10 protein-coding genes are annotated in these 12,877 nt (G+C 39.4%); 1 reads left to right on the forward strand and 9 read right to left on the reverse strand.

The genetic code is table 11. The features are described 5' to 3' along the window. Both SPK86_RS14040 and SPK86_RS14045 read right to left on the reverse strand, forming a co-directional pair. Window positions 1-468, reverse strand: a complete 468-nt coding sequence (locus tag SPK86_RS14040; protein WP_284141388.1) for a GNAT family N-acetyltransferase — start codon at window positions 466-468, stop codon at window positions 1-3. A 188-nt stretch (window positions 469-656) separates the two neighbouring features. Further along, the gene (locus SPK86_RS14045) at window positions 657-869 is read right to left on the reverse strand and encodes a superinfection immunity protein (protein WP_330949671.1); all 213 of its coding nucleotides are present in this window, start codon (window positions 867-869) and stop codon (window positions 657-659) included. A gap of 325 nt (window positions 870-1,194) precedes the next feature. Here SPK86_RS14045 and SPK86_RS14050 point away from each other — a divergent pair, with 325 nt between their 5' ends. Beyond that, a complete protein-coding gene (locus SPK86_RS14050) occupies window positions 1,195-2,091 on the forward strand; it encodes a ferritin family protein (RefSeq protein ID WP_330949653.1) in 897 nt (298 codons plus the stop codon). A 288-nt stretch (window positions 2,092-2,379) separates the two neighbouring features. Here SPK86_RS14050 and glmS read toward each other — a convergent pair whose 3' ends face one another. The 7 genes from glmS to cdaA form a co-directional block, all read right to left on the reverse strand. Next, window positions 2,380-4,182 (reverse strand): glutamine--fructose-6-phosphate transaminase (isomerizing), encoded by a 1,803-nt coding sequence (gene glmS, locus SPK86_RS14060; RefSeq protein WP_330949654.1) that lies wholly within the window; start codon window positions 4,180-4,182, stop codon window positions 2,380-2,382. 503 nt (window positions 4,183-4,685) lie between these two features. After that, window positions 4,686-6,473, reverse strand: coding sequence for a S9 family peptidase (locus SPK86_RS14065; RefSeq protein WP_330949655.1), 1,788 nt, complete (start codon window positions 6,471-6,473; stop codon window positions 4,686-4,688). A 544-nt stretch (window positions 6,474-7,017) separates the two neighbouring features. Then, the gene (locus SPK86_RS14070; protein WP_330949656.1) at window positions 7,018-8,418 is read right to left on the reverse strand and encodes a sensor histidine kinase; all 1,401 of its coding nucleotides are present in this window, start codon (window positions 8,416-8,418) and stop codon (window positions 7,018-7,020) included. 72 nt (window positions 8,419-8,490) lie between these two features. Continuing rightward, complete coding sequence (locus SPK86_RS14075) at window positions 8,491-9,177, reverse strand: response regulator transcription factor (protein WP_330949657.1); 687 nt, start codon at window positions 9,175-9,177, stop codon at window positions 8,491-8,493. Window positions 9,178-9,335: 158 nt separating this feature from the next. After that, window positions 9,336-10,682, reverse strand: coding sequence for a phosphoglucosamine mutase (glmM, locus tag SPK86_RS14080; RefSeq protein WP_330949658.1), 1,347 nt, complete (start codon window positions 10,680-10,682; stop codon window positions 9,336-9,338). A gap of 74 nt (window positions 10,683-10,756) precedes the next feature. Then, window positions 10,757-11,980: a CdaR family protein gene (locus tag SPK86_RS14085; protein ID WP_284141597.1), complete on the reverse strand. Its 1,224-nt coding sequence runs from the start codon at window positions 11,978-11,980 to the stop codon at window positions 10,757-10,759. Continuing rightward, a complete protein-coding gene (gene cdaA / locus SPK86_RS14090; protein WP_284141598.1) occupies window positions 11,973-12,794 on the reverse strand; it encodes a diadenylate cyclase CdaA in 822 nt (273 codons plus the stop codon). The genes SPK86_RS14085 and cdaA overlap by 8 nt, the downstream gene beginning before the upstream one ends. Window positions 12,795-12,877 lie beyond the last annotated feature (83 nt).

A 12,877-nucleotide genomic window follows, 5' to 3' on the forward strand; every position in this document is an offset into this window, starting at 1 on the left:
TTATAAATAATAGCTCATTAGGATAAGTTCTCCCTTTTTCCCCATTTTCCGTTTACCCTCATCAACATAGCCACACTTTTTATATAAGTATTGCGCACTTTCATTATTCCGATTAACAGCTAGGACAATTTCATTTATATGGTCAAAATTCTCTTTAACAAAACTAGGCAAAAGCATTAATGCCTTTTTAGCGTAGCCCTTCCCCTGATGGCGATAATCAGTTGAAAAGGATCGTAATAAAATGGCATCATTATTACTTACATATGGTTTTACACCTTCATTTTTATGTAAAACGAAAAACGTTACTAGCCTTTCTTGTTCCATAGCTAATACCGAATATCGATCTTGATCAGCTTTTGATAATGCGATATTTTGTTTTGGTGACCCTGTATAGTATAGCTGTTCTTCTGATAATTTATATTCCTCTACTGCGTCATTGAATCTAGCATGGTAAAAATGAAGTTGCATATTCTTATCCCCTTACACCTATATAGAAACATTTGTTCCTATTATATTAAATCAAAAGGACATGTTCAATAATTTTATAGAAAAGTTTGCTTTATCTTGCTAATTATCAGGTGTGGAAGAGTACTTCCATACATTTATAACTTTTCTTTTCTACTTCTTTGGTGGATAACCCTCATTCATCCCTTGCATCAAATACGTTTATTAACGGCAATCTGGTCACGATCATCTTTCCTAGTCGCTAAAATTAACGCTAAAATCCAACCGATTATAAACCATCCTCCAAAAAAGTTGACTAAATAAATGAAAATTTTATTATGTTTATTTCTTTTATAAGCCACATAACTTGGAAAAAAGTAAATAAAAACAGAAATAATATAAAATACAATTCCTAATAAAATCATCAAAAGGGTTTTCCTCCATTTTTCTTTTTATATCGACATTTAAATTACATTTATTAACAAGATCCCTATTGGTTCCGTATATATTTACGTCATTAAATTCAATTCTAATAACCTTTCCTTGACCTCACTGAAGGGGCTTTTCCACTATTTTTATTCTTTTGATGAAACATGGAGATTCACATCTGTACTTAGATACAAGTGGGGGTTATGAATCAAAGCAAACACATAACTTCTTTTTCATCCAAGATATAGGGAGGTCCATGAACCTATACCCATGTAAAAAGCATATGTTGTAATGACATATTCAAACATGGAGGGATAACTTATGTATTCAAATAGCTACTGGCACTTCAATCCGAATAATAATTACATTGATTCTCGATTAGTAAACGACTTGCTAACCGCGATTAGTGGAGAGTACAGTGCGATTATTTGCTATGAAAAATTAGCCAGTCTAGCACCAACCATTATCGAAAGGGATCAAATTTTGGAAATTATAAAAGATGAAAGGAGGCATTTACAAACTTTTTCTTCAATATATGTAAATGTTACAGGTGAACAACCAACACCTCAAACTATCGAACAATGCTCTAATACGTATAAGGAAGGATTAATATCCTCCTTCAAAGATGAACAAGAAACCGTTGATTTTTATCTAGATATAGTTGACCGAACCTCAGATAACGTTGTAAAAGAAGCTTTTCGTAGGGCAGCAGATGATGAACAGAATCATGCGGTATGGTTTAATTTTTTCCTAAGAAATATGCAGGAGATGCCACATAGACAAACAGAAGCAGAATATGGTGCTAAAGGTGCTTTAAATGCATCCACACTTTCTTTACCACAAATGCTAACCTTTGCACTACAAGATGAGTTTTTAGCTCAATCAAGATATAATGATATTCTCTTAAACTTTGGTTATGTACGTACTTTTGCAAATATACAGGAAGCAGAATTAAGACATATTCGCTTACTTCTTCCCCTTTTCACAAGATACCAAGTGCCAATTCCTGAAGATATTTCCCGAATGTTTGTCACTACACCCCAAACAATTAAAGACGCTTATGCTTTAGGTGTGCAAGGAGAAATAGAGAATATTGGCATGTACGAAAAATTCCTATCGCAAAATCTACCTTCAGACGTTCAGGCAGTATTTACTCAACTACACGACGCATCATTAAATCATCTTGCTGCTTTTGAAAGAGGATTAGCAAGAGCTTAAAATGAAAGAAAAATTGAATCACCATTCGATTCTGTGTGCATATGTACTGAGTTTATCAGTTTAGATTCTTTAGCAACAATAGAAGCCGTTGTACTTTTACCAGTCCCCCGGCGAACCAGTAATGATAGTGCCTTGTTTTATCCATTTCTTCATTTCAGATGTTCTAATACTTTTCGACATAAAAACACCCCTTTAGATTAAAAATAATCTAAAGGGGTAAAACGGTGCAACATGATTACAACCTTAAAAGACTTTACTTTACAGTTACATTCTCACTCACCCAAAAACCTACTCTACTGTCACGCTTTTTGCTAGATTTCGAGGTTTATCGACATCACACCCGCGATGCAATGCAGCATAGTAAGCTAATAGCTGTAATGGTACAACAGCAACAAGCGGTGTAAGCAATTCATGCACATGCGGTAATACAAAGGCGTCTGTATCCTGCTCTAAGCCTTTCATACTAATGACCATTGCTTTTGCTCCTCGTGCAACTACTTCTTGGACATTTCCACGAATGGCGTAATTTACGTCCTTCTGTGTTGCAAGTGCAATGACTGGCGTCCCTTCTTCAATTAAAGCAATTGTTCCATGCTTTAGTTCGCCGCCAGCGAAGCCTTCTGCTTGAATATAAGAGATTTCTTTCAGCTTTAAAGCTCCTTCTAGGCAAACATAATAATCCGCACACCGCCCGATGAAAAAGGCGTTACGAGAAGTTTCTAAATAGGAACGAACGAGCTCCTCCATAAAGTCCTTTTGTGCTGTTAATATTTCCATCGCATTTGCAACAATAGCAAGCTCCTGCATTGGATTAAAGTCCAAGGCTAGCCCCTTTGCCTGTGCCGTATCAACAGCGAGTATCGCTAGCACTGCAATTTGAGCTGTATATGCTTTCGTTGATGCAACAGCGATTTCTGGCCCTGCATGTAGGTGCAAGGTGTAATTGGCTTCACGAGAAAGGGTGGATCCTGGCACATTCGTAATCGTTAATGCCGGATATCCCAATTCTTTTATTTTTACTAAAACCGCACGACTATCTGCCGTTTCTCCACTTTGGGAAATAAAGATAAACAACGGATTTTCTGATAAAAGCGGCATATTATATGAAAACTCACTCGCGACATGAACCTCTACAGGAACCTTAGCAAGCTTCTCTAAAAATTCTTTTCCAACGAGACCTGCATGATAGCTCGTGCCACACGCAATAATATAGACACGATCACACGCCTGCATCGCAGCTCGAATATCGTGATCTACCTTTAATTCATTGTGTTCATTTTGGTATTCACGAATGATATTGCGCATAACAAATGGTTGTTCATCGATTTCCTTCATCATGAAATGGTCATAGGTTCCCTTTTCAATGTCAGCTGCATCAATCTGTGCTATAAATGGCTTACGATCTACTACCGTACCATCAAGCTTCTGTACCTCGACAAAGCTACGCTGCACAAAAACGATTTCACCATCAAAAATTTCTAGGTATTGATCTGTTTCTTTTAATGTCGCCATTGCATCACTTGCAACCAGATTAAAGCCATCTCCTAAGCCAACTAATAGCGGACTTTTGTTTTTGGCAACGTAAAGTGTATCCTGATCGTTTGCATCAATCATCGCAATAGCATAGGAGCCTTTTAGTAGGCTAATCGTTTGTCGAAATGCTTCTGCTGTATCCTGGTTTTTTTCATAAAGCTTTTCAACAAGCTGTACGATAATCTCGGTATCTGTTTCACTGGCGAAAGATACGCCGCTTAAATAGTCTCGCTTTAAATCCTGGTAATTCTCAATAACGCCATTATGAACAAGCGTAAATCGACCAGATGCACTTTGATGTGGATGTGCATTTTCTTCATTTGGCACACCATGTGTTGCCCAGCGCGTATGACCGATTCCCATTTTAGCAAAAGCATTAGCATCTACACGATCACGTAATGCTGCAATACGTCCTTTTACTTTATAAAGCGATACCTTTTGTTCTGTATTTAAGGCGATTCCCGCTGAATCATACCCTCGATATTCAAGCTTTTCCAATCCATTTAATAAAATATCTGTTGAATTATGTTGTCCGATATATCCTACAATTCCGCACATAGCGTTTTTCCTCCTTGGATAAAGGGGCAGAAAAACGACCAGTAAGTTTCTATTACGGGGCCGCTTAAGCTGCCCCTTTCTCGTGATTGTAAATGCATCCCGCTTGTTTCCTTTGGCCAATGAGTCACCTCACTGTTTTAAGAAAAAGCATGTCGATTGGGATGTGCAACCGGGAGGTACCCGCCGAAAACTCGATAAACCTCCACCTCGTCAACTATTTTTTATTCCGATCAAAAAATAGTTCTGGCGCTTTTTAATGCAGATTAAGATGCACGATGCTCCTTTCCTTCTTGAATAATGCTTCCCTTACTTTTTAAGGGGCATGGATTATTGTAATATATTCTTTATTGTATGGTCAATTGTTTTCGTAAGGAAAGCGTTAATTTAATATATGGAATGTCATTCGAAGAAGTTCATGCAGCATTATAAACCGCTTCACCAAAAACAGCTTTCTCTTTAATCACAACCGTGACGAAAGAGAAAGCTGCTAAACGAGCGAAATACTATCCTTGATGCTTTTCTAAAAATGCTAACATCAAGCTGTATACTTTAATTTCATTTTCTTTTTTCGAAAATCCATGCCCTTCATCCTCTAGCACTAAATACTCCACATCGCGGCCTTTTTCCTTTAGCTTTGCGACAATTTGATCGGACTCTTCCTTCACTACGCGTGGGTCTTTGGCCCCTTGAATAACGAGCATCGGCTTCTCCATTGTATCCAAATACGTTACTGGTGAATCTTTAATAAAACGTTCCTTATCACGTTCTGGATCTCCAAGCCAGCGTTCCATAATCGGCTTCCAATGTGGTGGTACTGAGTTTACAAAGGTAAACAAATCGGATGGACCGAAAATATCAACAACTGCTTTAAAGTATTCTGGATGGCGCCCGTGAAGCAATAATGCCATGTATCCACCATAGCTACCGCCAACGAGGAATAGTTTATCGCGATCCGTTATACCATTTTCAAATAGCCACTCAATGCCCGCCACACAATCTAAACGCGGGCCATGCCCCCAATCCTGTTCCACCTGTTTAACGAAGGAAGCACCATATCCAGTACTACCACGAAAGTTTGGAGCGAAAATCGTATATCCACGATTCAAGAAGCATTGGAACATCGAACGAAACATTTTTCGTTCCGCTGCCTGCGGACCACCATGCGGCCAAAAAATAGCGTGACCATTATTGTTTTCTCGCTTTGGTTGGAACAGCAATGCTTCAATTTCTGTGTCATCAAAGGAAGAATAGGTTACAACCTCAGGCTCTACCATATCCTCCTGACTCAAGCCAAGCACGCCATTTCTCGTTAACGCCTTCCACGCCTCTTTCGTATAGTGGTAAATATTGTTCGGCACCGTTGCGCTTCTCCCTAATAAATATAAGGAGCCAGATTTTGCTATATGGAGTTGTTCAACGATATCAACTGGAAGCTCTAGCTTCGTTAGCTTTCCTTCTTTTAGCCCATAAGAATATAAATGGTCGACGACACCTTTTTCTGTAACAATATAAAATGTTCCACTTTCCTTATGCCACTTTAATAACATAACGGATTCCTGTTCAAGAGCTGCTACTTTCGAGAATTCCTTCGTTTCGATATCATATTTGGCAACATAACTATATTCACTTTCATAGTCAGTAACAAAGAAAATCGTTCGATTATCTACAAATACAGGATCGAATACAACATGTACTTTCTCTGGATCTGGAGTAAGCGAATCGGTTTCATCTCCAACCTTTACAAAACCAGTTGTATACGTATTGGCAAAATGCCGCGTATATACAAATGCTTGCTCGTCATCGGAAACTGCTTCTAAATAGGTTGGTGAAACCTCTCCCGTATTTAAAAGCTTATCTGTTTGGTCCACTAAATTACGGACACGCGCATTTAAAAAATTCGGATTGTCCTCTGAGGTCATATAGTAGAGACGTTCGCCATCCTTACTCACATGTGCTAAAAAATACTTTTCAGAAGGCTCGCCTGTTACGAGTGGCTGTGGAATCCCACCATTTGGCGCAATCGCATAAAGCTGATAATTTTCATCGCCATCTTTATCAAAGCCCGCAATTACATGACGATTTTCTGGGTCGATCTTTATGTCATTGCAGGATTCATCTTTATGTGCGAATAAATAAGGATATGTATCCGGTAAATCCATTGCCCAAAGATTCATCTTCCCATTTAGGTTCGCATTGAAAATAAGTCGGCTTTCATCTGCTGCTACCGCGAAATTAGTAATTGCATACGTACGAAAAAACTGTTCTACAGAAGGCTTAGAAAAATTAATCATCAAATTCCCCCTAATTTTTTTTGTTTTTCTTTACTCAACTTTCACTGACATTGCTAGTAAAACTCCAATGAATAGGTTAGCGATAGACTTTACGTTTGTAACTTGAGAGGCTTTATTTCCCCCGCTATGGAAAAAGCATTACGCTTTCCACGGGCACGGACTCAGTCTCCTCGCGGATAAACCACCGCTGCGGGGCCTTCGATCACGTGCTATTCCCGCAGGAGTCTCCATGCTTTTTCCTTCGCTTTTGTTAGAATGAAATCCGTTGGAGATTTTTTAATCCGCAACTTGTAGTTTTTCACCCTCAAAAATCGAATACAAGGAAAGGAAATCGGATCTCCTGCAATCAATGGAGGAAAATACTGCGTGTGAAAGTTGAATCGTTAACGTCCGAATTATTTCTTTTTTCTAAAAAAACTCCTACTCCATTATAAAGCAATGTTCTAAATTAGGATAGGTTCAAATCCATTAATTTGTGGTTAGCTTCATCCTATCAAATGAATGCGTTATGTGGAACCAACCTCAGCAGGGGGCTCGTTCCGACTTAAGACTGATTTTCATATTCGCCCGCTTCTGGTAATACAACTTGGAAGGCAGTGCCTTCTCCTTGCTCACTATCGACCATAATCGTACCGTGATGGAGCTCAATGATTTTTTTGACAATCGATAATCCGAGTCCCGTACTATTCTCTGTTCGTGTTCTCGCTTTATCCACTTTATAAAAGCGCTCAAACAAGTGTGGGATGTGCTCTTCCGCAATTCCTATGCCATTATCCTGAACAGCAACAACAATCTTCCCTCGTTCTTTCACGACACGAATATCGATGCGTCCACCTTGATTTGTATACCGAATGGCGTTCGTTAATAAGTTTTGCCATACTTGCTGCATTAACTTCGGATTACCCAACATCACTGCCTCTTCCGCATCGATCTCCAGTTCAATTTCCTTTTGGCGCCATTGCCACTCTGTCGCATGAATTACGTCTTTCCATTGCTCTTTCACATCAAACAGGATAAACTCCGCTTGGTCAGCATCGCTATCTAAAAAGGATAAGGTTAATAGCTGTTGACTCAAGGTAGACAGTCGCGTACTTTCCTTTTCTATGATTTGTAAGTAATGTGCTTGCAAGTCTGGTGGTAAGTCCGCTTCTTGCAAAGCCTGAGAAAATCCTTTAATCGAAGTGAGTGGAGACTGAATCTCATGGGATACATTGGAAACAAATTCCTGCCGCTTCTCCTCGGTCTTTGCTAAACTGGCACTCATCGAGGAAAAGTTTTTCGCTAACTCGCCAATTTCATCCTTCCGACTCACATTTAGTTTTAAATGATAATTTCCCGCTGCGATTTTCTTCGTTGCTGCGGTTAGTTTTTTGATTGGCTTTACTAGAAAGCGCGTACTAATAATAATGAATAAAAACGTAATTAAAAGCGCGACTACAATTAACACTGCAAGAAAGAAACGCATTTCTCCAAACTGCTGCATTGTATTAGGGCGAACGAACAATGCCTTTGTTTCTCCATTGATTGTAATCGGTACTCCTACTGTATTCGTTAATTCATTGTCAAAAAACCCGGTGACAAATAGCCGCCACGGATAATGCTTAATCCCATGATAAACGTTACCTTGTATAACTGATGCTACCGTTCCTGGTTCAATGGCATACGTACGAAAAGCAGTTCCATATTGCTCCCCTTTTCCGTCTTTTCCTACGACATAAAATTGATACCCAAGACCAGTTAATGAAGATAAATATGGTCCAAGCGCTTGATTACTAACTTCTTCATATATTTCAACCGTATCCTCCGCTATCTGGGTGATTTTATCATCGTTTTTGGGTTTCAAATAATGATGATAATACACATTTGTCGTAATAAATGCGATCACCGTACTGGCAATCATAATCGCCATCGTCATGTAAATAATTCGCACATAAAGTGTTCGCACATCGAATCCTCCATCCTCTAAACTTTAGCTTATATGCATGAAATGAACAGCAGATGAACGGGGTATTACAGTTTACAGATTCGATTCTTCCACTACTTCCACCTTATAGCCAAGCCCTCTTACGGTCATAATAGAAAAACCGTGCACATGTGGCGAAAATCGTTCTCGAAGCCGCTTAATATGTACATCAACGGTACGATCATTGCCCGTATAATCATTTCCCCAAACAAGCTCAATAAGCTGCTCCCTCGAAAATAACTGCCCCGGATAATGGGCAAGCTGGGTAAGCAATTCAAATTCCTTTAACGGTAGGATCATCGTCTTCCCATTTGCCTCTACTTCATAGCTTTTTCGATCAATCACGATGTTGCCAATATGTATAATTTCCTCGTTTATCATATGAAAACGGCGCAGCAATGCCTTTATCCGAAACAGCACTTCCTTTGGTTCAAATGGCTTCACAATATAATCATCTGTGCCAGCTACAAAGGCTTTTTCTTTATCCGAGATTTCTCCTTTCGCGGTAATCATCATCACCGGAATATCGTAATAGGATCGAATTGTTTCACATAACGCGAACCCATCCTTGTTCGGCATCATGATATCTACGAGCGCTAAATGAATATTTTCCTTTTCAAGACAAGCTTCAGCTTCTACACCATCTGCCGCTTCCGTCGTTTTATAGCCTTCCCGCTGCAAATAAAAGCGCAACAGCTCTCGAATATGCGGATCATCATCCACAATCAATATCGTAATCATTCATATACCTCCTAAAGCTCATACGTACTTTTTCTTTATCATAGCATCCGAGCGAATCAATAGAAAATGAAAATAAAATAACCTAATACGAGTCAGATTATTTTCTCACCCGATGATAAAAACCGTTCCCATAAAGAGAACGGTTTACTAGCTTTATCTTATTTCTCTAATCCAAGCAGCTCTTGAATAACATTGGCCACCTGATCAACATACTTTTGGCAGGCTTCCTTTGTTGGTGCCTCTACCATGACACGAACGAGCGGCTCGGTACCAGATGGACGAACTAATACTCGGCCTTGATCACCTAAATCCTTTTCTACTTTCTCAATTTCTTCAAGAATACGTGGATTACTTAATGCCTCTTGTTTATCCACTACTTTTACGTTTTTTAAGATTTGTGGGTAAATGGTCATCTCACCTGCAAGCTCTGACAATGATTTTCCTGTTTCCTTCATAACATTGACGAGCTGAATTGCAGAAAGCATGCCATCTCCAGTCGTTGTATGGTCTAAGAAAATAATATGACCTGACTGCTCTCCACCTAAGTTATAGCCACCTTTACGCATTTCTTCCATTACATAGCGGTCGCCAACAGCGGTTTTATCGCTGCGCATGCCGTGCGTTTCAAGTGCCTTATAAAATCCGATATTACTCATAACGGTAGACACAACCGTGTGATGACGCAAAAATCCTTTGTCATTCATATATTTTCCGCAAATGTACATAATTTGATCGCCATCAACGATTTGACCTTTTTCATCAACTGCGATTAAACGATCACCATCTCCATCAAAAGCCAAACCAATGTCGGCTCCTTTTTCTAATACAAATGCTTGTAATGCTTCTGGATGTGTCGATCCATAGCCATCATTGATATTTAATCCATTTGGAGATGAACCAATTGAAAAGATATCTGCTTCTAAATCAGCAAACAAATGGGTTGCCAAGCTAGATGTTGCACCATGCGCACAATCTAATGCAACACGGATGCCAGCAAAGTCAGTTTCTACCGTATCCTTTAGGAATGATAGGTACTTTTGACCACCTTCAAAATAGTCGTTCACTACACCGATGTCTTCTCCAATCGGGCGTGGAAGTGTGTCCTCCCCTTCTAACAGCTTTTCTATTTCATCCTCTTGCTCATCTAGTAGCTTAAAGCCATCCGGTCCAAAAAATTTAATTCCATTATCTTCTACAGGGTTGTGTGATGCAGAAATCATAACCCCTGCCTGTGAGCTTGTTGCTCTTGTTAAATAGGCAACCCCTGGTGTTGAGATAACGCCAAGACGCATTACTTCCGCGCCAATTGATAAAAGTCCTGCAACTAATGCGCCCTCTAGCATATGCCCGGAAACACGTGTATCTCGACCAATTAATACTCTAGGTTTTGGTGTATCTTTTGTTAAAACGTAGCCTCCAAATCGCCCTAGCTTAAATGCTAGCTCTGGTGTCAGCCCTTTATTCGCAATTCCTCTTACACCATCAGTTCCAAAATATTTTCCCATTCTAGTACCTCTCCTTTATTTCCAATTAACCTTCGAGAGCGTTTTATGAAGTATGTTGAATAAATAATAAATTATTATTCCGAAATCTCAATTGTAACATCATCATATTCACCATCAATGGTAATATTGTCTGGTCCATTGATTTGAACAGGAACTCGATGTCTTCCCACATCGAGCCCTGCCACATCAATAGATGCTTTAAAATCATTTGCGGTTAGCTTTCCTACATCCTGTGCTTTTCCAGATACCGTTATATCCATCTTGGGATTATCTGGATTTATAAACGAAACCGATTTTCCATTTGCAAGGTTGTCCACCTTTAAACTAATTCCATCTACTTTTCGTGTCTGCTCAAGTTCAATCATTACTTCAACATCACCGACATTTTTGACAACCGCTCCTTTAGGGAGCTTCAGCTTTGTTTTAATTACACCGGATTGTTGCACGTCAGCCAAATTAATTTCTTCTGTTTCAATCTTTTCTATCCCTTTTAATACGTTCGACGTGGCAAACACTTCTACTTCTTCCATATTTGCTTTCATCGAGGAAAGCGTATAGCCTGTTGGAAGCTCTCCTTTTGTCGCAACCGATACCGGCACTTGCTTACTCGGATTATTAATCGTGGCCGATACAACCACATTTTCAGGCTCTATTCTCACACGCAGCTCGTTTCCTTGGCTATCATATACCTTTACTGGAACCTCACGATTATTAATCGATTCTGTTAAGCCGGCTACATTCACAAAGACTTTAACAATTGAGATTTTATCAATAACCGTTTTCGAGCTCGTTATCGTTACTGTTTTAGGATTTACTTCGAAATCGCCTAGTTCATAGCCTTCCGGTAACTGCGCTACATTTGTAAAGTCAACATTGACTTCATATTCTTGCGATGATCGTTCCTCGATGATAACATCGATTGTTTTCGGTTCAATATATACAGTCAGTCCATCCGCATTCTCATACTCAATTTCTACCGTATGCTCTCCTTTTCCAAGTCCTCTTAGATCAACAAACACATCAAAGTTTTGTTGTTTTACTGCTCTTGTAACTGCACTATTCGAGCCTTCTACAGTAACTGCCACACTTTCAGGTACACCACTCACAACATACCTTTCTCCATCTATGCGAACCTTTACTGGATATTGCTCAATTGTTTGCGTATCACTCGTATTTCCAAAAAAGCTGTAATCTTTATCAGAGGCGTCGTTCTCCGTATATACAACAACGTATAGTAACAACGCGAAAACTAAGGCAATTGCACGAACAAACCATTTGCTTTTAAACCAATTATCCATCGTTTTTCCCCCTCCAAGACCAAGATTTTTTTTCAGGGGTCTTTATGTTCAATGCGAGGTTATCATATAGAAACTGGCGTAATTCATCTTGATCCATTTCCCGATGCAATTCTCCATTTTTAGTACCTGATACATTTCCTGTTTCCTCTGATACAACAATCGTCAATGCATCCGTAACCTCACTAATTCCCATAGCAGCTCGATGTCTTGTTCCAAGTTCCTTGGAAATAAACGGACTTTCCGAAAGCGGTAAATAGCATGCTGCTGCAACAATCTTATCTCCTGATATAATAACCGCGCCATCGTGTAGCGGCGTATTCGGAGTAAAGATATTGGTTAACAGCTGGTGTGTAAGCTTTCCGTTGATTGAAATACCTGTCTCCACATACTCACCAATTCCCGTTTCCCGCTCAATGGTTATCAATGCGCCAATACGCCGCTTTGCCATGTACGTACAGGATTGAACAATGTTCTCAATCATCTGTTGGAGAAGCTCTTCCTGGGACTTATTACTTCTAGAAAATAAATTCCCTCGCCCAATCTGCTCTAATGCCCGCCTTAGCTCTGGTTGAAACAGAATAATGATGACGAGAAAAAACCAATCAAGCACTTGCTTCGTTAAATAATCAATGGTCTGTAGATCAAAAAGCATGCTGACCATTCGTACAGCAAGCACAACAACAATTCCCTTTAAAAGCTGAATTGCCTTCGTACCTCTAATTAGCATGATTAATTTATATAAAACATACCAGACGAGGCCGATGTCTACACCTATTCTAAGCAGATCTATTAAGTTGAATCCCCCATCGAGCATGTTCACACTTCCTTTTCCACTTTAAATATACTTCCCCATCGGTCTAATTCACCGATATTTATTATATCATATTTTTTTCTTCT

Source organism: Virgibacillus sp. MG-45 (assembly GCF_036409425.1).
GTDB lineage: Bacteria > Bacillota > Bacilli > Bacillales > Amphibacillaceae > LDC-1.

Coding starts and splice junctions, on each gene's coding strand:
- SPK86_RS14040 (WP_284141388.1), bottom strand. CDS start 468: ATGCAACTTCATTTTTACCATGCTAGATTCAATGACGCAGTAGAGGAA.
- SPK86_RS14045 (WP_330949671.1), bottom strand. CDS start 869: ATGATTTTATTAGGAATTGTATTTTATATTATTTCTGTTTTTATTTAC.
- SPK86_RS14050 (WP_330949653.1), top strand. CDS start 1,195: ATGTATTCAAATAGCTACTGGCACTTCAATCCGAATAATAATTACATT.
- glmS (WP_330949654.1), bottom strand. CDS start 4,182: ATGTGCGGAATTGTAGGATATATCGGACAACATAATTCAACAGATATT.
- SPK86_RS14065 (WP_330949655.1), bottom strand. CDS start 6,473: ATGATTAATTTTTCTAAGCCTTCTGTAGAACAGTTTTTTCGTACGTAT.
- SPK86_RS14075 (WP_330949657.1), bottom strand. CDS start 9,177: ATGATTACGATATTGATTGTGGATGATGATCCGCATATTCGAGAGCTG.
- glmM (WP_330949658.1), bottom strand. CDS start 10,682: ATGGGAAAATATTTTGGAACTGATGGTGTAAGAGGAATTGCGAATAAA.
- SPK86_RS14085 (WP_284141597.1), bottom strand. CDS start 11,980: ATGGATAATTGGTTTAAAAGCAAATGGTTTGTTCGTGCAATTGCCTTA.
- cdaA (WP_284141598.1), bottom strand. CDS start 12,794: ATGCTCGATGGGGGATTCAACTTAATAGATCTGCTTAGAATAGGTGTA.